The 22,461-nt window shown below is 48.1% G+C and carries 14 protein-coding genes; all 14 read right to left on the bottom strand.

The window, feature by feature from the left end:
- Positions 1 to 157: 157 nt before the first annotated feature.
- Positions 158 to 6,340 (bottom strand): bacterial Ig-like domain-containing protein, encoded by a 6,183-nt coding sequence (locus AC0THY_RS06505; RefSeq protein ID WP_489993628.1) that lies wholly within the window; start codon positions 6,338 to 6,340, stop codon positions 158 to 160.
- Positions 6,341 to 6,389: 49 nt separating this feature from the next.
- On the bottom strand, positions 6,390 to 8,390 hold the full coding sequence (locus AC0THY_RS06500; RefSeq protein WP_489993627.1) for a glycoside hydrolase family 31 protein: 2,001 nt from the start codon (positions 8,388 to 8,390) through the stop codon (positions 6,390 to 6,392).
- Between the two features lie 9 nt (positions 8,391 to 8,399).
- Positions 8,400 to 9,248: a carbohydrate ABC transporter permease gene (locus tag AC0THY_RS06495; RefSeq protein ID WP_489993626.1), complete on the bottom strand. Its 849-nt coding sequence runs from the start codon at positions 9,246 to 9,248 to the stop codon at positions 8,400 to 8,402.
- Positions 9,248 to 10,150, bottom strand: coding sequence for a carbohydrate ABC transporter permease (locus AC0THY_RS06490; protein WP_489993625.1), 903 nt, complete (start codon positions 10,148 to 10,150; stop codon positions 9,248 to 9,250). Before AC0THY_RS06490 ends, AC0THY_RS06495 begins: the two co-directional genes overlap by 1 nt.
- 72 nt (positions 10,151 to 10,222) lie before the next feature.
- Complete coding sequence (locus tag AC0THY_RS06485) at positions 10,223 to 11,515, bottom strand: sugar ABC transporter substrate-binding protein (protein WP_489993624.1); 1,293 nt, start codon at positions 11,513 to 11,515, stop codon at positions 10,223 to 10,225.
- A gap of 107 nt (positions 11,516 to 11,622) precedes the next feature.
- On the bottom strand, positions 11,623 to 13,170 hold the full coding sequence (locus AC0THY_RS06480) for a response regulator transcription factor (RefSeq protein WP_489993623.1): 1,548 nt from the start codon (positions 13,168 to 13,170) through the stop codon (positions 11,623 to 11,625).
- Entirely contained in the window at positions 13,139 to 14,956 is a 1,818-nt protein-coding gene (locus AC0THY_RS06475) for a cache domain-containing sensor histidine kinase (protein ID WP_489993622.1), read from the bottom strand. Before AC0THY_RS06475 ends, AC0THY_RS06480 begins: the two co-directional genes overlap by 32 nt.
- 149 nt (positions 14,957 to 15,105) lie before the next feature.
- Entirely contained in the window at positions 15,106 to 16,053 is a 948-nt protein-coding gene (locus AC0THY_RS06470) for a multicopper oxidase family protein (RefSeq protein ID WP_489993621.1), read from the bottom strand.
- 83 nt (positions 16,054 to 16,136) lie between these two features.
- The gene (locus AC0THY_RS06465; protein WP_489993620.1) at positions 16,137 to 16,859 is read right to left on the bottom strand and encodes a NifB/NifX family molybdenum-iron cluster-binding protein; all 723 of its coding nucleotides are present in this window, start codon (positions 16,857 to 16,859) and stop codon (positions 16,137 to 16,139) included.
- Between the two features lie 162 nt (positions 16,860 to 17,021).
- Positions 17,022 to 18,029, bottom strand: coding sequence for an aldo/keto reductase family protein (locus tag AC0THY_RS06460; protein ID WP_489993619.1), 1,008 nt, complete (start codon positions 18,027 to 18,029; stop codon positions 17,022 to 17,024).
- A gap of 21 nt (positions 18,030 to 18,050) precedes the next feature.
- Positions 18,051 to 18,980, bottom strand: coding sequence for a 1-phosphofructokinase (gene pfkB / locus AC0THY_RS06455; protein ID WP_489993618.1), 930 nt, complete (start codon positions 18,978 to 18,980; stop codon positions 18,051 to 18,053).
- Between the two features lie 14 nt (positions 18,981 to 18,994).
- Positions 18,995 to 20,053 carry a galactitol-1-phosphate 5-dehydrogenase gene (locus tag AC0THY_RS06450; protein WP_489993617.1) on the bottom strand — a complete coding sequence of 353 codons (1,059 nt, stop codon included), beginning with the start codon at positions 20,051 to 20,053 and terminating at the stop codon, positions 18,995 to 18,997.
- Position 20,054: 1 nt separating this feature from the next.
- Entirely contained in the window at positions 20,055 to 21,575 is a 1,521-nt protein-coding gene (xylB, locus tag AC0THY_RS06445) for a xylulokinase (RefSeq protein ID WP_489993616.1), read from the bottom strand.
- Between the two features lie 17 nt (positions 21,576 to 21,592).
- On the bottom strand, positions 21,593 to 22,441 hold the full coding sequence (locus tag AC0THY_RS06440) for a class II fructose-bisphosphate aldolase (RefSeq protein ID WP_489993615.1): 849 nt from the start codon (positions 22,439 to 22,441) through the stop codon (positions 21,593 to 21,595).
- Positions 22,442 to 22,461 lie beyond the last annotated feature (20 nt).

Here is a 22,461-nt window from a genome sequence, read left to right as displayed (position 1 = left end):
TCCTGCACCAGTTCTACGTATTCTTTTAATAAATCGTTTCATCCTATTCCCCTTTCAAATACTAAAATTTTGACCTTTCACAACGTTGTTGCCGCACTCTCAGGTAAATACCTGCCATTCAGTTATATTCTTATTATATTGTTAATTATTTTATATACTATTTCACCTGAATCTTTATCCGTGCTTTCCTTCCATTATAGGTTCTTAAAGTGATATATGCAGTCCCTTTTTTCTTAGCCGTTACCACACCATTGGCGGAGACCGATGCCACTGTTTTTTTGCTGGACTTATACGAAATCCTGTAGCTGGCTGTTTTTGCCGGAAGCTTATACTTGATTTTATAGGTTTTTCCTCTCTTCAGCGTCTTTGCCGTTCCCTTAACCGTAATTTTCTTCGGAGCTTTCTTTACGACAATTTTGCATACTGCTTTTACCCCATTGGATGTTCTTGCGGTTATGGTCGCCGTTCCGGCCTTTTTCGCTTTTACAACACCCTTGGAGGAAACGGATGCCACTGCATTTTTGCTGCTCTTCCAGGTTATCTTTGCGGATACATCATCAGGCTGTATTCCTGCCTTTAGAGCTACTTTTTCTTTCACGCCCATGACCATTTTCTTTTTATCCAGAAGAATCTTTTCCGGTTCTACAGGTACGAACTCCGCCGTGACCACATGGTCTTTCATAACATCTACGTCCGTTCTGGAAACAGTGGTTACCCCATCGCTCCACCTGCTAAACCGGTATCCCTTTTGCGGGACGGCTGTAACTGCACTACCGCTTCCTCCGGAAACTACCTTCTGTGTAGTTTCACCCTGTATGGTTCCGCCTTTTTCTGCCTTATATGTCAAAGTATAAGCTTTTGGCTCTGGTTTCGGGGCCTTTTCCTTAACAGTCACCTGGAAGTCCGCTTCTTTGGTGACTCCCTTCTCCGTATAGCTCACCGTTATGGTCTGCTGACCCACAGCATCCTTATCGTAGCCTTCCACGGTACAGTCTTCTTCTCTTACTTCCTTTTCCTTACCGTCACTGTAGACTGCTGTCACAGTCATTCCGGTAAGATCCAGTTCCTCTCCCCGCTCATACTCTGTCTTTTCTGGTGCTGTCACTACCAGAGCGCTAAGCACTGCCTCTGCCGGTTCTGGGGTCTTTTCCTTTACTGTCACCTGGAAAGCAGCTTCTTTGGTCACTCCCTTCTCCGTATAGCTTACCGTGATCGTCTGCTGACCCACAGCCTCCTTATCGTAGCCTTCCACGGTACAGTCTTCTTCTCCTACTTCCTTTTCCTTGCCGTCACTGTAGACTGCTGTCACAGTCATTCCGGTAAGGTCCAGTTCCTCTCCCTGCTCGTACTCCGTCTTTTCCGGCACTGTTACATTCAGGCCAGTAAGCACTGCCTCTGCCGGTTCCTTCGCTGTGCGTATCTTAATATAATTCATATTGATTGTTGCATCCTCTGAATAAGCCGCTGCCAACAGAGATTCCCCTTCTGCTACTGTTACCACTCCTGTAACAATCTTATTGCCGCCCTGTGGAATGCCAAGCGTATCCGGATTCACTTTTGCATCGTTCAGATAAATATCCGGGTTGGGGGAATTGCCCCAATTATTTCCCATACACATTTCTACTTCATAGGTTCCCGATTCCAATTCAAACTGATACTTTACATATCTCGGAGCAATTCCGCTTTCCTGCTGGCTATGCGCATAGCGGTAGGTCTTTTTCTTATTCTGTCCGTCTGCCGTCTCTTCGTCTGAATTCTGGTTTGCTCTCTGATACGTTGTGTACACTGCCTTATCCCCGGCCCGCTGTGGCTCAACCTTCACATCCTGATCACTTGTGACAACGCCCCACCTTTTCCCGGTGAATGCGTCAGTCCCATACAACTGGTCCGTGACACTGTTGTAAATGCCCAACTTATCTTTCCCCGTCAGCGTTTCCGGGTCATGGTCTCCGCAGTCTACGAAATAGAGCAGCTCCGAATCCTGTACCTCACTGATCAGCACCAGTGCCTGGAACGCTGATTTCAGTGTCCTCTGCGCCTCATTTACTTCTGCCTGGCGTGTAAATGGCAGGCTGGCTTCGCTGTCCTCCATAAGGAGCGCTTCCGCTGCACTCAGCGCTTCCTGGAATGCGGACCAGGATCTGGCTGTATAGTTCTCCTGCTGTGTGTCTTTCGTCTCATTATATAATTCCTGAAGCCCTGATAAATCGGCGGTTTCCCGATAGGGAGCAATGGTTATATAGTTCATCTGAATCGTAGCGTCATTGCTCTGTGCCCTGACCTCCAGAATCACACGTCCCTTATCATTTGTCTCCTCATTTCCGAGATCAATTTTTCCTGTGGCAATCTGATTGGTATTGGCGGCCACGGAGAAGGCACTGTCCGTAATCGCATTTTCATTCAGATAAATCTGCGGATTTCCTGCATTGTTCCAGGTATTGCCCATACATACCGCTACTGTATATTCTCCCGGTTCCAGCTCAAAACGATATTTTACATATCTTGGGCTGATACCATTTTCTATTTGATCGTGCGCATACCGGAAAGACTTTGTTTTATTCAGATGATCCGTCACCTGGTTTTCATTTGCCCATTGGTAGGTTGTATAGACTCCCTGTTCTCCCCGGCTGATTGGGCTGTCCTCCTCTGTCGTAACCACTCCCCAGGAATATCCAGTGATCCGGTCCTGTCCGTAATGCTGATCGGTCACTGAATTATAAGCTCCAAACAAGTCCCCGTCAGTCAATGTGGCCGGATTGTGGTCGCCGCAGTCCACAAAATATGCCAGCAGTTCATCCACCTGTTCCATATTCCGTTCCGGAACCTTCTCCAACGAGAAACGATCCAGACAGATGCTTCCATTTAAAGCTGAGGCGTCTGCCTCAATGGTCATCTCCCCATCGGCTCCTACGCTGACGCGGAGCAGATTCTCCATATATGAAGCTCCTGCCATTAAAAGTGTGCTCTGGTCCTGTGCTTTGAGCACTGCCTGTCCGCTTACCGTGATTCCGCTTTTCGCTTTGCTGTAAACGCTGAGGAGATAATCCCCCTCGGGGATACCCGTTACTGTCTGTTTCAGAGTCCCCTTCGACATCTGCACATAATACCCCTCCAGGCTGTCTGCCACGAGATTCTCTACTACCGTTTCGCTGTCACTGGCCTCCCAGCCTCTTAAATCCTTTGTTCCAAATCCGGCATTGGTGATATAGGGATCAATATATTCACCGCTTCCCTCTTCAAAATACACCTGGATTTTCTGGTCTTCCCGAATGTCTTGCAGAACAAGGCTGTCCTGTCCGTCACCCTTTACCAGGTTTTCCGTCTGGTCTGCACCATTTATCAGGACCCGCTCTACCCCTTTCTCTGAAACCAGGGTGAGTGCTGCGTCTTCACCCGGAGCTGCCTCATTCTTATCAGCCGCCGCATATCCGCCTGCCGTAGACTGGATGGAAATCTGGTATCTCTCTTCCGTCTGAGCCGGACTTTCCAGAGCCATGGGGGTTAAGATAAAACGGTCGAAATTTGGAGTATAATTGTCCAGTTCATTTGTTCCCGGAGTGCTCTGGGAGCCTCCCCATTTTACCTGCCAGCTGTCGTCATTAAAGATCTTTATGGTATTTTTACCTTTGTTCAGATGCACTCTCACAGATTTTTCCTTAAATGTATCATCAGAGGATGTGTTGATAAAGAAATAGCGGTTTTCCTCTGTCACCCTGCCGCCTGCGTCCTGTACCTGGATGGTAGCATATTTGTCAATAATTTTTATATTATAGGAATGGCTTCCGCAGATATCATCATTTGACTGGAATACCTGCATCTCATAGGTTCCCTCCTGCTCCGCGTCAAAGGTGAACTCCAGATACTTATTTTTATCGGAAGCTGCATTTGCGTCCCCCTCGTATCCAACCACATAGCTTCCCTCTGATGCTCCCTCACTGTCTCTTACCTCAATGGCAGAGCCATCCGGAACACAATTTTCCGCTTCGATCACAACCGGACCACCCTCTGAGAGGGATTTCTCCGCCACCTTCTGAACTTTCATATAATCCAGGGCAAGAGACACATCTGCATCCACATCAACGATATTGATACCCTTCTGGAGATACAGCGAGGCGGTAACTGTCTGCCATTTCTCCCCTGTCTTTGAGACTGCCACACTCTTGCCCAGGGAATCCAGAGTGGTAGTGGTGTTCCCAATATAGATATTGGCCTTTCCCGCCCTCTCGGTCTGATAGCGCAGGGTGAAATTATAGATTCCGCTGTCCTCCACTACTACATTCCAGCGGATTCCACCTCCTTCTGTCACTTTTAAATTTTCCAGTCCAGTGACATAGCCGTTTCCGGAATAGCCTGACTTATCTGTCTTTGTATAAACCTGGCTTATTGTACATCCCGCCAGCTTATTGAAATCCGCCTGTTCCGCTTCGTATACGGCGGACCATTCAGGGAGCTCCTCTCCATAAGCGCCCGCATAGGTTACAGCAAGAGCATCGTGAATTACATCCGCATCCTCTAAACTGGTAACCGTCACGGTATGGGTTCCTGCCTTCAAATCCACATATTTCGTATAACAGTCTGTGATTGCCGTAAACAGTGTACTCTCCATAATCACGTTCTCTGCCGCATTCCCGTCAATCTGATAGCTCTGCTTTACATTCAGAGGCTTATGGTGGTACATATCATTTCTGCTGGAACCCGTTCCATTTCCATATAGAAAATTCAACCGATATCTGCCGTCCACAGGCGCCTGAATCTCATAGGTGAGCTCACTGTCCTCAAAGTCCATCAGGACTGCATACCCGTCTGAGAAATAGTAGGTGGGATTGTAGTCCGCCCGCCTCATCACCGTTAACCCATCACAATCCGCCTGCTCTGCTTCATAAGTCTCTGAGTAGCGGGCCACCATAGGGTTATCCATTTCCTCTTCGTTTGTCTTTGTGACCGTCACAAAATACGCGTCTGCATACCGTGTGTTTGGAATGGTAATCTCCACGCTTCCGTCTGCAGTAACCGGAAAATTCCCTTCCAGAATTGTGGGAACTTCATTTACCGTTCCTGCGTATCCATTGTATGCCGCCTTCTGCACACTGATATGTACCTTGTTTTCCTTTCCGAATACGTCTGTGTTTCTTATATTCTTCAGAACCAGCTTCTGATTTCCATCTTCACCGCCCATCAGCACGGACGCGCTCTGTTTATTTGCGTCAATGGATGCCACACCATACAGACGCTCGTAAGAGGTGGATGTCTGAACCTGTACCGTCTGTCCCGACATATCCCCATACCATTTATAGACCCACCATGCCGCTGCCCCTTCATTGGCATCCGAGGTCAGGCCATTTAGGTTGTTGGCCTGCTGCCAGAAGGGAAGACACCCGTAGATCTTCTCATCCTCCAAGCGTCCGATCCAGTTCACCAGCGCCCCGGGAACGCCGCAGTCCTTCATCTCCGCGTATTCGTTGATTACGATCTGGGGCATTTCCAGTTTTTCCCCGTGGGTTTCCAGCCACTTTGTCCAGTCAATTCCTGCCCAGATGTTGTTGAAGTCATCCATATGCTCTGACATATCCCGCAAATCCGGGGTGTCCAGCTCATGCCATGTAATAACATCCGGCATACAGTCATTGTCCGCACAGTACTGTATGTGATTTCTAAAATTTGTATTATTAAACTGCGTGCCATACCCTGCACTGTTTGGCCCCGCAATGGTTGCATCCGGGTCTCCTTCCTTGATCGCGTCATAGTAGGATTCCCAGGCTATGTTTGTGTTGGGCGCGCCTACCACCGGAGTCCCCTCATTGATGGGGATGTAAATGATGGCTGCATCAATGTCCACCTTTCCAAGCTCGTCTTTGGGATTTTCCGGCGTTCCGTGCTCCTTCTTCCACTCCTGTTTCCATTCATAAACATGGGGAGCAATGGTATCCTTCAGTACTTGGGAATAGTCCTTGTAATTAGCCGTGACGCCAAACACCCCGTAGTAGTTGCTGTTGTACATCATGACCTGCTCGCCGCCGCTGGAAAGGAACGTTTCCGCCACGTCCAGCGCATCTCCGTAGGGATGTTCCGTACCCAGGGCTCCCTTTGTGGCCAATACCTTTGGCTTCAGGGGCACTAAGGTATTGGTTGTGGGAACATTTTCATTGGAAATGCCGTACAGGAAACCGGACGCCCCGTGCAGAATATCTCCTGTCTCGCTGGTCATATCTACCGTCAGTGTGGAAGTCTCCTCCACTGCGGCGGCTTTTGCCTCTGTCTCAGGGATCACTGCACCTGACAATGCCAGGGCTGCTGTCAGTATTCCGGCCAGGAATCGTTTTCCCAAACTCTTTCTTTTCATGTATCCTTCCTCCTCACTTTTCATTAAAACACCTTCTCCGCTTTCCGTTTTATTTTTCAGAATCCGCTTTTTCCATCTTTAAAAATACAGGCATACTGTCTAACGTGACTGGTATTTTTACGGTTGTACCTCCAACGTATATTTTCTGGTTCTCACATTCTTTCCAGTCACACCCCTCTGGCAGATACACACTGCGACTCTTGGCTCCCGCATCCAAAACAGGGGCAACCAGCAGCTTTCCGCCGTACATATACGAATCCTCCACCTCCCAGCACATCTTGTCCTGGGGGAACTCGTAAAATAAGGTTCTCATAATGGGCGTCCCCTTTTCATGTGCTTCCTGCATCAATTCTCTGGTATAATCTCTCATCTCCTCTCTTATTTTCATATATTTTTCACAGATTTCATAAACCTCTTCTCCATAGCACCACACTTCGTTGGCTGCACCGGAACAGCAGGAGGCTCCTCCGGTTGTCCCCACCTGGGGCTGTCTGGGTTCCCTGTCTCCGTGAAGCCGCATGACAGGACAAAAGGCTCCCCACTGGAACCAACGGACAAATAATTCCCGAAATTCAGGGTCATTGGGATCTCCTCCGTGGAATCCGCCGATATCGGTAGTCCACCACGGAATACCCGACAGCCCCATATTCAGGCCAGCTGCCAGCTGGTTCCTCATACTCTCAAAACTGGAGGCAATATCCCCGGACCATACCAGAGCACCATACTTCTGACTTCCCGCCCAGGCGCATCTTAGCAGATTCACAATATTATTCTGCCCTTCCTCCTTCATCCCCTCATAAAACGTGCGGGCATATTCTACGGGATAGATGTTTCCAATCTCCAGATCTGTTCCCCGGTAGTAACGGTAGTTGTCAAAATCATAGGCCGTATACTCCGGCTCCGCTTCATCCAGCCAGAAAACCTTTATGCCTTTATCATAGTAATTTTTCTTGACCCTTTTCCAGACGTACTCCCTGGCGCCGGGGTTGGTGGCATCATAGTGGATCGTGGCTCCCTGGAAATTCAGTCCAACCCTAAATCCTCTCTCCGTGCGAATCAGATAACCTTTTTCCAGCATCTCTTCATAGTTTTCGCTCTCTCTGTCAACTGTGGGCCAGATGGATACCATCAGCTCAATTCCCATCTCCTTTAGTTCTTTTACCATTCCATCCGGGTCGGGCCAGTACACAGGGTCGAATCTCCATTCTCCCTGCTTTGGCCAGTGGAAGAAATCGATGACGATCAGGTCAATGGGGAGATTTCTTCTCTTGTATTCTCTGGCCACCTCCAGCAGTTCTTCCTGGGTCTGATAGCGCAATTTGCACTGCCAAAACCCCAGTCCGTATTCCGGCATCATGGGAACGGTTCCCGTGGCAGCCGCATAGGCCTCCTCGATTTCCGCAGGGGTATCCCCCGCCACAAACCAGTAATCCAGCATCTTGGTCCCATAATTTTCAAAGCTGGTGATGTTTTTCCCAAACACTGCCCTTCCCACTCCCGGATTGTTCCAGAGCATTCCGTATCCCAGCGATGATACCAGAAAGGGAACACTGGCCTGGGAATTTCTGTGGGCCATCTCCAGATCCAAGCCCTTTAGATCCAGGTAAGGCTGCTGATACTGCCCCATGCCGTATATTTTCTCCTTGGGGGACAGGGATTCAAAGCGCATGGTCAGATGGTAATCCCCGCCGATATTGGGCCGGAACTCCCTTGCCTCCACCTCAATCGCGCTGCACTTGGAATCTGTCACATCCCGGCGGTTCCTCCAGTATTCCTCCAGAAGCAGCTCTCCCCTCTGGTTATACATGGTGATCTTTCCGCCGTTTGTGATACACACCCGCAGCTTTCCGTTTCTCAGCTCCATCCCGTCCTGGGCTGTCAGAAGCTCTGCTTGTATTTCCTCCGCCATCGGCTGCAGCGCCCAGTTCTGCATAAGCATACCGGCGTTTTTCGTGGACCGGATGCGCACCGCATTTCTTCCCCAGGGTTCTATCCACAGTTCTTCCGCGTCATAATGATAAATAATGCAATTTTTCTCCTGTCTTAGCATCTTTTCCTCCTATCCTTTTACCGCTCCGCTTGTCATACCGCTGATGATATATTTCTGCATAAAGATAAAAATCAGCGCTACCGGAATGATCGTCACCACAGCAAACGCAGTCAGGTAGCTCCACTTTGTTCCATACTGTCCCATAAAGTTAAAGATACCTGCTGTGATGGGCCTTTTCTGCTGGTCTATGATAAAGGTCATGCCATAGGCCAGATCCCCCCAAGCGTAGAGGAATGAAAAAATGGCGCACACCATCACTCCCGGCTTGGCTATGGGAATCAACACTCTGATAAAGGCGGAAAACCGATTGCAGCCATCTATATAGGCCGCTTCTTCCAGTTCCTTTGGAATGGAAGCAAAATAGTTTTTCAGAATCAATATGGAGAATGGAATTCCAATGGTGGCGTCCGCCAAAATAGCCGCCATAGGTGTGTTGTACACATGCATACCCTTAAACAGCATAAACATGGGGGTCAGAAGCACCGCCACCGGAAGCATCTGAGTTACCAGAAAGCTGAGGAGTATAAAGCCTCTCCCTTTAAACCGGTACTTTGCAATCCCGTAGGAGGCAGGCACTGCCAACACCACGGCAATCAGCATGGCACCCACAGAAATCAGAATACTATTTCCGAAAGAGCGGAACATATTGAAATCTCCCGTCTCCACCTGCGCCGCGTAGGATTTCAGGTTTAACTGTTCCGGAATAATCGTGGGAGGAATCCGGAAAATCTCCTGCTCTGTCTTTAAAGAGGTTACCACAATCCAGAACACTGGAAACAGGAGCACACAGAGCAGCAAAACTGCCGCAATACAGAGAAACACATTTTTCATTCCCCTGATTTTCTTTTCTTCATCCATTATGCTTCCTCCTCCTTTGTCGCTCTCAGATAAAATACCCCAACCACCAGAAGAATCACCAACAGTATATTGGCAACAGCTGCTCCCTTACTGTACTTAAACATTTCAAAGGAGAGCTTGTAAGAATAGGTGGACAGCATATGAGTGGAATTTACCGGACCGCCGCCGGTCATTACATACACCAGATCGAACACCTTAAACGTATAGATAAAGCCCAGAATCAGGACGGACTCTATGGTCGGCCGCAGCAGCGGAAGGGTGATTTTAAAAAAGGTCTGTACCTTACCTGCTCCATCGATGGATGCACTCTCATACAATTCCTTAGGGATGGTGGTAAGCCCTGTGGAGATCAAAATCATATTGAATGGTATGCCGATCCACACATTGGCGCATATGATCGCAAACAGAGCCGTGTTGGTGGAAGTCAGCCAATCAATATTCTGGGATATCATTCCCAGGCTTTTTAGTATGTAATTTAAAATTCCCACATCTGTACCAAAAATAAATTTAAACATTAATGCAGTTACAGTAATGGGAATCATCCAGGGTATCAGCATAAGTCCTCTCACAGGTTTCGAGATCCGGAAGTGCTGATTAAAGAACAGGGCCAGCAGAAACCCGATGACAAACTGAAAGGCCAGGCAGCATACTGTAAAAAGCAGAGTGTTGGTTAGAGCTCTGACAAATACCGGGTCCTGGAAAATGGCGGTATAATTCTTCAGACCCACAAAGGGCTTGTCCGGCGCGGTCAATGTCCTTACGGTAACATCCTGAAGGCTCAGCACTATGTTTCGCACAATCGGATATCCCACGAACACCAGCATATAAATAAAGGCCGGAAGAACAAAGAGCATTCCCACATTGTCATATTTAAAGAATCCTCTCTTTTTTGCATATTTCACCTTATTTTCCTCCTTTTCAGGATCAAAACGGAGTATACGGATTGTCCCGCATACTCCGCTCTTCCCATTCCCTTATTTTGTTACAATCCCGTCAATGGTCTGCTGTGCTGTATCGGCTGCTGTCTGAGGATCTGCCTCTCCGGTCATAACCTGGTTAAACGCAAGTGAAATCGCATCTGAAACTTCCGGCCACTCTGCAAGAGGTCCTCTTGCCTTGGCATAATTTAACTCTTCTGTGAAAGTCTGCATTGCAGCGTCTCCCTCAAACTGACCTTCTGCAATGGTCTTGTCCGCTGATATGTAGCCAAAGGAATCCATCAGGTACTCTACCCGTTCCTTCTCTGTGGCATAGCCCAGGAAATTCAGCGCACCCTCCTCATTTCCTCCCTGGATCACCGCGTAGTTTTCTCCGCCCAGCGCAGATGCATTCTCTGCATCCTTAGGAATCAACGCCACATTCCAGTTCAGATCAGGAGCCTCTGACTTCATTGTGGGAATCTGCCATGGGCCATTGACCATCATGGCCACGTTTCCGGAAATAAACTGGTTCATAACATCTCCCTGGGTCCAGTTGATGCACTCCTTGCTCATGGCGCCTGATTCAATCAGATCTTTTGCCAGAGTCAGCGCTTTCACACCGCCCTCGGAATTCATTTCATAGGAACTGGCACCAGTTGACCATACCCATGGCATAAAGTTGAAGGTTCCCTCCTCATTCTGCAGACTGCAGAATGCAAGGCCTGTCACATTATCCTTTGTCAGTGCCAATGCCGTCTCCTTTAACTCATCCCAGGTAGTTGGAACAGCACATCCTGCTGCATCCAGCAGATCCTGATTATAGTAAAGTCCCAGGCAGTTTACCCCAAAGGGCACACCGTACAGAGTTCCGTCAATGGTGCAGGAATCTACAGCCCCTTCATAATAGCTGGAAACATCAAACTTGTCCGTCAGATCCGCAAAAATCCCCATTGTAGCATAGGATGCGTGGTCGGGAGAATCCAAAATAGCTATATCCGGAAGCTCATCTGCGGAAGCTCCGATGGACAGCTGCTTTTTAAAGTCTGCAAAAGGCACATATTTCGCGCTTACCTCATAGGTATCCTGGGATGCGTTGTAATCACTAATTACTTTATCCAGCGCTTTCTGATGCCCCTCTGTCTCCCAGTAATACCAGATGGTCACGTCTTTCGTCTCTCCTGACTCTGCCTTTGCACTTTCCCCTGCTGTTTCCTTTGTGTCCGCTTTTGCCGCGTCTGATGACGCACCCTCCGTGGTTCCGGCCTTCTCTGTGTTTCCACATCCCGCCAATAAGCTGGCACTCAGCATCAATGTCATCAAAGCCGCTGTCACTCTCTTCCTTTTCATGAAACCGTCCTCCTTTTTAATACTTCATTATTTAAGATACTGCAAGTATAAACCAAACGGATGCCACATTAAACGGGACATATCTAAAAAAGGGTGACATATCTAAACTACTTATTGGCCTTCCTGTATTCTGCGGGGGTATACCCTGTACACTCTCTGAAGACTCTTCCAAAATATTTGCTGTCCGTGTATCCCACCTCCGCCGCAACCTCATATTGCTTCATCTGGGTACCCAACAGCAGCTCCTTTGCTTTGCCCACCCGGTAGTTTTTTAGATAACTGCTGTAAGTCTCTCCCATCTCTTTGTGAAACTGCATACTTAAATATTCAGGAGTCACATTCAGCTTGTCCGCAATTTCATCCAGTGTGATCCCCGACTGATAAAATTCATGGATCATGCTCTTTACCCTCTTCACAGTCAGGTGCGCCGTATCCTCCCCAGGCTTTGCACCTAGCGGTATTTTTTCCATAAGTTCGTTTACGGTCTCCTCTAATTCCCGGAATAATTTTGCCCCCATAATCTGATCCAGTATGACCTGCTGATTCAGCTTGCTGTAGTCCAGCATGTCAATCTCCTTGGCAATATTGATAATGGACCATACAAAGCGCACATAACACTCCTTCATATCCTTCGGTGTGTATAACCCCCTCTCCCTAAAATACGAGTGAAACCTTTTGATAGTGTCTTTTGCCTGCTCCCCATTTCCTATACAGAGCTCTGTCTTCAGCTTATTTTCCAGATCAATGGGATAGACGCATGCAGCAGTGGATACCTGCAGCACCTTGGGATACGAGATCAGTACATCCTGTCCCAATGTCAGATTCCAGTCCATGTATCTGTACAGTACTTCAAATTCTTCCTTTAATTTTCCCAGCTGGGGTGCACAGATCCAACCAATGCTTCCCTGGAAACGGGAATTGTCCCGATTCTGTAACATCCAGAACTGTATTTTTCTCTCCAACTCCTGGGGCTGGTCGTACCGGTAGAATAAAATCAGCAGCGCCTGTTCATACTCTGCCCGGATAATACAGTAGCCCAGTTCTTTTCTGTCTTGCAGCAGATTCCTCCACTCCCGCTCCGCCCTTTCCACCTTGTCCTTATACTCCTTACCCAGATATACGCAGACTTCGATCACCGGCGTCCGGGCATCCACCTGATACTGACTTCTCAGGTACGCATCTGTAGTCTCATCTATTTTCAACTGTCCGTACAAAACTGCACTCAAAATCTGCTCCAGTGTTCCCAAAACCTCCGGCTGACTCATTCTCTCCTTTTCAATCTCTGTTTTCATAACATTCATAACCCTGAAAAATTCATCCACGGAAACGGGCTTCAGCAGATATTCTGTCACCCCCAGCTTCATGGCCTGCCTGGCGTATTCAAACTCAGAGTAGGCGCTGAGCACCACTGCCTTTGCCTGGTTTCCCCCTTCTCTTAAATATTTCAGCATCTTAAGCCCGCTCATATCCGGCATCTGGATATCTGTAATGATAATGTCCGGATTTTCCCTTCTGATCAGCTCCAGCCCCACTTTTCCATCCCCTGCTCCCCCTGCAAATTCGAAATCTCCTCCCATCATTTCCAACAGTCCCTGTATTCCATCCCTAATTCTGACTTCATCCTCAACGACTACCACTTTCATCTTTACTCTCACCTTTCTCTGCTGACACGGGAATTATCATGCAAACTTTTGTATACTCTCCCTCTCTGCTCTCTATTTTGATATCTGCTCTTTCCCCATAATAGAGCCCAATCCGATAAAATGCATTTTTAAGGCCAATCTGATTTCTGTCCCTGGTATCTGCAAATCTGTAATGATTTGCATCCTCTACCATTTGGGCCGGCATTCCCTTCCCATTGTCTTCAATGACAGTGCTAAGGAACCCCTGGTCATCCAATTTCATGCTAATTTTCAGAATATGTTTTCTGTGAACCCCCTCAAATCCGTGGACAAAACAGTTCTCCACAAAGGGCTGAATCAGCAGCTTATGTACCCTCACGTCCATAATCTCCGCCGGAATATCCACCTGGCTTTCGAACTCCTCTTTTAACCTGGTCTGCTGCAGCAGAAGATACTGCTTCAGCCATTCATATTCCTCCCGGACGGTGACAATTCCATTGCTGTGATCTATCCCATACCGCAAAATTACCGCCAATGCAGTGATGGCCCGGCTGATTTCAAACTCCCTCTTTCCTATGGCAATCCAGTTGATGGTATCCAGCGTATTATAGAGAAAATGGGGGTTAAGCTGGGCCTCCAGAGCAGCAATCTCCGCATCCTTTCGCTTTCGGTCCAGCTGCTTTTCCTTCTCCAACGCCTCCAAAAGCTGGTCCATGGTCCTGTTATACTGGCTGGCAATCACTTCCACCTCACTGGGCATCTTTTCATCCATCTCTACTCTGGCGTGCAGTTTCCCCTCCCCGGCCGATTGCATAACGGAAACCACAGACTTAATCGAGCTGGTCAGCCCTCTGATCAGAAAGTTGATAATCACACCCAAGACCACCAACAGTATACTCAGAATGGTAAAGGTAAGCCTCTGCTGCTGTCTGATTCTTCCCAATGTCTCATTCTGGTTTGACACATTCACGATATCCCACCCCAGCTTATCATCATAAGTATAGTCCGCGGTAACAGCCGCTTCCTGGAAAATATTCTGATGCTGTGCAAACTTTAGATAGGAGTCAATGGGTTTGTCAGGATCTCTTTCAATTTTGGTTCCCAAAAGTGCCTTGTCCCTGAAGGAGATAATGGTTCCCGCCTGATCCACAATGAAGCTGTATGCAGTGGTCTCTTCTTCCCCGGTACAGATCTCATACAGCATCTTTTCGTCAATGCTTATGACCACTGCCCCTATCTCATGATTCTGCTTACGAAAGTCAACAACTCTGTGTCCCAGATGAAAGAGGTAGTTCTCACCATTTGCTGATTTTTCTGCCTTTCCCGTGGGAATCACATACGTTTTCTTATACTTCATAATCTGATCATACAACTCCTGCTGTCCCAGGTTTAACGCCGGAATCCAGGAATTGCGGGTTGTAGAGCCTGTAATAGAATCATAAAAGACCAGGGTGCCATTCTCTGTGATAACCGAGATATCCTTAATGTAGTCCTTGGCATAAAAATAGCCCCTCAAGGTTCTCCTCAACTGATTTTTGCTCACTACCAGCTCCTGCCCCTGATTAATTTTGTTAATCAAATCCACCACCATATCATCTGAATAGATCTGATACAGGACGTCTTCATAGGACTGTACACTGATGTCAATGGCTGTCTTTGTTCTGCTCAAATTGTATTTCATCAGATCGTTATTATTTTCTTTTACAATATCTGATATATTGTAATAAGAAAATAGATTGATCAAAATAATAGGTATAATTGACGTAATAACAAAAGATATAATCAGTTTTACAGCCAGGCTTGTTCTCTGTTTTTTCATTGCGGTACTCCTGCTAAATTATTTACAATTCCTGCCATTTTTAGTTATTGTACCATAAATTCAATAGAAATTCTCCCCATAAATAAAACCCGGGGCAGACCCACTGTCATAAATGCTTCGTGGTTCTGCCCCGGGCTATTTAGATCCTGTCAAGTGCGCCTGGGCCAATTTGGACTACAGTATCTGAATTCAGATGGAGTCCCATCGCAATAGTTGACGGTTGTGAACATGCCGCCCACAGGAGGCGCCCCATTGTTGGTCACATGGTGGGGCATATGGCAGTGCATGGGCCAGATCCCCGGATTGTCGGCCTGAAACTCAATGTCCCAGGTCTCCCCTGAGGACACCAGAATCGTATTTTTGCAGATCTGGTTTTCCCTGGAGATTGGAAAGCCGTCCGCGCCTACCACCTGAAACTGATGGCCGTGCAGATGGATGGGATGGTGATGCATCTGTATATTACCAAACCGCACGCGCACCGTGTCCCCATAGTTTACTTTCAGGGGAAGAGTTCTTGGGTAACAGGTCCCATTGATTGTAAAAAAATTAAAGGAGGGATGGACAAAATCCAGAGGATAAAGCCCTGGTGTCAAATCACCCCAACACAGCTCCCTGATTGCCCATTCCTGCAAAATGCACAGATAATCCTTATAGTCCCTGCGGTCCTGATTTTCCGGATCTTCTACAATCAATCCACCAAACAGGCCCGCATTGTCCTGGACCATAACATCCACATGGGAGTGATACAGATAGGTTCCCGGCGGATTTGTAATCTTGAAGGTATAGTCCACATAATATCCCGGCCTAATAAACGGAGTCGGCTCAATGGGAGGGACCCCGTCCATATTGTTGGGGATATCCAGACCATGCCAGTGGACGCTTGTATCCACGGGCAGATGATTGATCACCCGAAAGATGACCTCATCCCCTGGAAAGACATGAATTGTAGGTCCCGGTGTGGAACCATTGAATCCCCACGCCTTAATGCGGATTCCGTATACAAGTTCCCACTCGATCTCCTCCGCAACCAGGGTAAACAGCTTCTTACCGCCGCACATCTGATACCCGCAATCTTCGATTCCCGGCGTAATTACCATTTGTTTCCTTCCTTATTCTGCCATTACTCTATCTTATGCCTGAATCCGGTATATCATCTCCCATATTTGTTTTCGTCCGCCATTTAGTGTCCGCAGGTATGCCCGCCGCACCCATGACTTCCGCAATTTCCCTCATGGTGATGCTCGCCGTGGTGATTACACTTTACATTGGGGTTAAAGTCCAGGTTTCCAGCCAGAAAGGCTTCCACCGCCTGATCCGCATCTCCGGATACGCCTCCGTACAGTTTAATCCCAGCTTCTGCCAGCGCATTCTGTGCTCCTGCCCCGATACCGCCGCAGATCAGTACATCCACTGTGATCTCATTTAACAATCCCGCCAGAGCGCCGTGACCGCTGCCGTTTGTGCTCACCACCTCAGAGGCGGTTACTTTACCCTCTTCCACATCATACACTTTAAATGCCTCTGTGTGTCCAAAATGCTGAAAAACCTGTCCATTTTCATAAGTTACTGCGATTCTCATTTCTGTCTTCCTCCTTGATATCCTTTTTAACAGACAAAACTCATAGTTTCCACCTGCAATATTCAGGTCGCTACCCCTGACCAGACACTCTGCCAACTTTGTGCGCGCGCTGTTGTAAATGGCCTGGGCCGTGGTTCTCCCGATTCCCATCTGAACCGCGCACTCTTCCTGCGTCATCCCCTCCATATCAATCAGGCGGATTGTCTCAAACTCATCCAGGGTCATGAGGACCTCCTCTGTGCTTTCCGCATATCCTGCCTTTGGACCAAAACATTTGCAGCCGGGCACTGCGCATACGCGTCTTCTCTTGCACGGTCTTGGCATAGTATCACCTCCAGGTTATTGGCATATGCCATATATAAAACATTATACTCCGTAAATGGCATATGTCAAGCCCACACCAAAAACCCTTTATTAAAAATGGACTATCATCGTCTGGACAGCACCATCTTGCACCTATGGGAAACAGCTTCCTCCTCTTTAATATTACTTTACAATAAAGCCGTCCTCATCCCACAGATCATGCCAATCCTTAGCGCTCTCCCACAGGAACACATGCCCTTTTACAAGGCGGTTGTTTTTTTCTAATGTTCCAATTTGCCCCATCTCTTCGGCCGTAAGCGGGTCCTCGGTCATTGCCCTTAAGTTACTTACATATTCTACTTCGTGCACAGAAAACGGAATTGGAATCTGTCCTCTCTGATGAGCCCATTTAAGCGCGATCAAAGCTGGATGTACACCATGTTTTTTGGCAATTTCCTGCATAATCGGTGTCTGTAAGTCGGCAACGTCCTCCGGTGACATATCACGTTCCGGGCGCTGCGGTGATCCCAGCGGCATAAAACCAACCGGCTGAATATCATGCGCTACCAAATAATCAAACAGCTCCTGCTGCTGGAAACACGGGTGCAGCTCCATCTCACACGCAACCGGTTTGATTTTCATATGATTCAAAACCGCTTCCAGTTTGGGAATGGTCATATTGGATAAGCCGATATGCTTGATCAGTCCCTTTTCCACAAGCTCTTCACACTGTCTGTAAGTTTCAAGGTAATCCTGAGGATCAAATGGTTTGGAATCCGGGTTTCTGGAGTCTACAGAGCAATGTGGTGCATGATAGTTTCGAAACGGCCAGTGGATAAAAAAGATATCGATATAATCACATTGTAGATCTGCAATGCTCTTTTTACAGGATTCCTCCACCCTATCATGCATATCGTTCCAGACCTTTGTCATGATTGTCAGCTCTTCCCGTTTCACAACGCCTTCCTCAAAAGCATCACCGAAAACCTTTCCTATCTGGTCCTCATTTTCATAACAGGAGGCGCAGTCAAACAGCCGGTACCCGCACCGGATCGCTCCGGCAACCGCATTAGATACCTGCTCCGGAGTGAAGCGGTCGGAGCCGAATGTTCCCATCCCTACACATGGAATTTTTGTCCCTGAGTTTAACGTAATTTCCGGCACCAATGCCGGATTTATCTGATCTTTCATAATAAATATCTCCTTTTCTTTTTATAATTTGAAAATCTCAACCTGCTGCAATAGCCGTTCCATATCTTCCATTCGAAAATATCCCGTCTCTTCCCTGAGCGCTGCAGCCGCAGAAACAGCGCTTGCCTTTCTCAATATCTCTTCTACCGGAAATCCTGCAGTAAGACCATGTACAAACCCGGCAATCATCGCGTCTCCGCAGCCAACCGTATTTACTGCATCCATATTTGGAACCTTCGCCCGGTAGACACCCTCACTGCAGACTAACAGGGAGCCTTCTCCACCAAGAGAAACCGCGACGATTTCCACGCCCTCTTCATGAATATCCTGCGCTGCGGATATGACTTCATCCATACTTTCACAAGTCTTTCCGGTCAGCATCCTGATCTCATCCATGTTTGGCTTAATCATAGTTGGACATGATTCTATTCCATTCTCCAGAAGGCCGCCGCTGGTGTCCAGGATAATCGGCATCCCATAAGGCTTTATCTTCCGAATCAATCTCTGGTAAGTCTTCTCATTCAATCCTGCCGGCACACTTCCCGACATTACCACAATATCAGCCGATTTTGCCAACTCCAAAAGCTTTGTCTCAAATCTGAGAAGCTCCTCTTCCCCGACTGTTGGTCCCGGTTCCAAAAACTCTGTCTGGACTCTTCTGTCCCGGTCCCAAATGTTAATGCAGGAGCGGCTTTCCTGATCCAGATGACAAAAGGCGCTCTTTACCCCCAAACCCTTTAGGGCATGCTCAATATAATTTCCGGCATAGCCTCCGGCAAATCCTGTTGCAACCACCGATTCCCCCAATATCGCCGCAGTCTTTGAGACATTTAACCCTTTTCCTCCAGGGGTGAAGGTGCAGGCCGCCACGCGGTTTACCGCTCCGGTCTGAAATCGATCCACAACATACCGTTTGTCAATTGCCGCATTTAGCGTGACTGTCAATACCATGATGCCCCTCCCATTTACGAATAATCTTCTTCGTTTATCAACAACACTTTTCCCTTTACAAGTCCCGGCGTCTTAAACTCCAAAAAAGCTTCACCTGCCTTGCTCATCGGCACTTTTTTATAAATAAAGCCAGGATCGAACTTCAACTGTCCGGTGGCAAAATAATGTGCCGTAAGCTCCCACTCTTTTCCCGGAAACGGTGCACTGTATGACATCCAGGAGCCGGTCAGCCAGAATTCCTTGCGGTTCATATTCTCCCACATCTGCGGCGTAAAGGTCAGTTCCTGGTGAGGCGTACCGATAAAGCAGACATGCGCTTTGTTGGCAGCCAGTTCAAACGCCATATGCATAGTCGGGATTTGTCCAGCTGTTTCAAATACATAACCATACCCTTTTCCTTTGGTAAGATCTTTGGCCTTTATTAAGTACCCATCCTCAGTGGTATTAATCACCGCATCGGCCCCCAGTTTCTTCGCCAGTGCAAGCCGCTCTTCACTTATGTCGAAGACGACAACCTTTTTCGCCCCAAAAATCTTAGCCCACTGCATTGTGAACATTCCAATGGTGCCTCCGCCTAAAACCGCCACATATTCTCCGCCCTTGTATTGATTTTGATAGAGGCCGTGAAGAGCTACGGTGGACGGCTCGAACATGGCTCCCTGCTCATAAGAGATACTCTTGTCAAAAACCACCGTGTTCTGTTCCGGTATCATCACATATTCGGCATTGCTTCCCGGTTCCCTGGAGCCGATGAAGCTATAATGTTTGCACAGAGAGAAGTTCCCGTTCTGGCAGTCGTCACATTTCATACAGGGGAGCAGCGGAGCACCTGTCACTCTGTCCCCCACTTTTACCCTGGTCACACCAGCTCCGGTCTCGGCAACCTCTCCCGAAAACTCATGTCCCAGAACAATTGGATAAAAATGCACCCCATTTTTCAGCACCCTCGGTATATCCGATCCACAGATGCCGGATGCTTTTATCTTAATCTTCACATATCCGGGTTTTATCACAGGTTCCTCATAGTCCATATAACGGACATCTTCATTCCCACAGACAACTGCTGCCTTCATTTCACGATTTTCCTTTCTCATTCATCAAATCTTTCAGGTTCTCGTACAGTTTCCTATATGTATTATAAGAATGATCATACTGTTCACGATTCTTGCTGTCAGGCGTATGTTCCCGTCTTTTTCTCACCGTCAGTTCCACAGCCTGCTCAAAGCTCTGATAGATCCCGGTTCCTACCCCCGCCAATATTGCCGCGCCCAGTGTGGTGGCTGTATCCGATGAGGGAACGATAATCGGTTTCCCTGTTATATCTGATTTTATCTGTGTCCATAAAAGGGAATTGGCACTGCCGCCCATTGCCCTTAATACGCTCACATCAGCCCCGGCCTCCTTGGCCGTTTCCAGATTGTGCCGCAGTGACATTGCCACGCCTTCCATTGCTGCCCTTATAAAGTGTCCCTTTTGTTTTCCAAAATCCATACCATAGTAGACGCCTTTCGCCCTGGGATTCCAGATTGGCGAGCGTTCCCCAGCCATATAAGGCAGAAATATGAGTCCGTCACTTCCAGGCGGTATCGCCTCTGCCCGTTCCCCCAGCAATTCTAGCGCACTTTTTCCCAAACGTGCTCCCAGCTCTCGTTCATAATCACCGAACTCCCGCTCCAGCCAGCGCATAACACCGCCTCCGCCGGTTGTCCCCCCCTGCAGAAGCCACCTGTCCGGTACCACATGGAACCCCAAGATCAGGCGTCTGTCCGCTTTGTAGCTGTCCATACATATGCTCATTCCGCCGGCCTGCCCTCCCTGTTCCTGGGTTTCCCCAGGCTTAAGCACGCCACTCCCAAGTGCCCCGCAGGCTGCATCCAACCCACCAGCCACAACGGGGATACCTTCTTTTAGGCCACAGGCTTGGGCCGCCTCTGCTGTTACACCTCCCACCACTGCATGACATGGGTAAATATCAGGAAGCAGTTCTTTCAAAATCCCAAGTGCTCTGCACATATCCTCATCCCAGGCGCCTGTTTGCATATTAAAGCAGTGCAGGCCATAGCCCTGTGACAGATCCTGCGTCAACTTGCCTGTCAGTTTATAGACAATGTAGCTGTTGGACTGTAAAATCTTATGTATTTTATCATACATCTTTGGCATATTTCTCTGGTACCAGAGGATCTTACCGGTTGTATAGGACGGCTGCAGCGAATTTCCTGCAACTTCAAAGATTTTATCCGCACCGATTTTTGCTTCGAGCTCCCGGCAGATATCATCGGATCTTGTATCCATCCATATTGGCGTATTTGTCAGGACCTCCCCTGCGCTGTCAATGGCAACCGCCGCCCAGCTCTGCCCATCAATTCCAACACCGGCAATTTCCTCCGGTAATATCCCTGATCCGGACAGCATCCGCTTTGTCGCTCTGCACACCCCATGCCACCAATCGTTTGGATTTTGTTCCGCCCACCCTTCCCGGGAATAAAAGACGTCATATCCAGCGCTGTCTTTTGCCATTACATTTCCGCTCTCATCAAACACAGCCACTTTACAGGCGCTTGTGCCGATATCGATTCCCAGTAAATATGTATTCATTCCTACCTCCAGCCTGTTTACGCCCTGCCATCGCATCCGCAGATCAGCATCTTGCTTTTCACCAGATTTTTGACCGCTTCCATTCCTGCTACTCCCAGCTTCTTCGGATCAATGAGTTCCGGAGTGGAGGCAAGTAATTCTTTCACAGCGTTTGTATAAGCTACCCTCAGTTCTGTTGCAAAGTTTACTTTGCACATCCCCCTTTGCACACATTCCCTGACCACATCGTCGCCGAGACCGGTTCCACCGTGAAGTACTAACGGGACAGAGACTTTTTCCTTAATCAGGGAAATTCTTTCAATATCCAGCTTTGGGGTACTTTTATACAATCCATGAGCAGTTCCAATGGCCACTGCAAGCGAGTCCACACCGGTGCGTTCGACAAACTCCTTGGCTTCTGAAGGATCTGTATTGGTATCCGCCTCGGCCTCCAGATCATCTTCCTTTCCCCCGACTTTTCCCAGCTCGCCCTCTACCGGAATCTCACAAGCCCCGGCAAAATCCACCACCTGTTTCGTAAGCCTGATATTCTCTTCAAACGTCTCCTGAGATCCGTCAATCATGACAGACGTATATCCTGTATGGACCGCCTGCGCTGCCAGCTCAAAGCTGCTGCCATGATCCAGATGCAGGCAGATGGGGATATCCGTTTTTTCAGCCTCAGCTTTCACCATCGCCCGGAACGTATACAGCGTACCATACTTAACAGTGGATGGCGTGGTCTGCAGGATGACTGGAGCACGAAGTTCTTTTGCGGCGGCAGTAACCGCCTTCACCATCTCCATGTTTTCCACATTGAAAGCTCCTACTGCATAGCAGCCTTTCTGCGCATCTTGTAACATTTGTTTTGACGTAACAAACGGCATCACATTTCCTCCTTTATCAG

Source organism: Ruminococcus sp. 8Y-12 (assembly GCF_058119865.1).
Note: the sequence above shows the minus strand (reverse complement) of the source record. Positions and strands in the feature narration are given on the sequence as shown.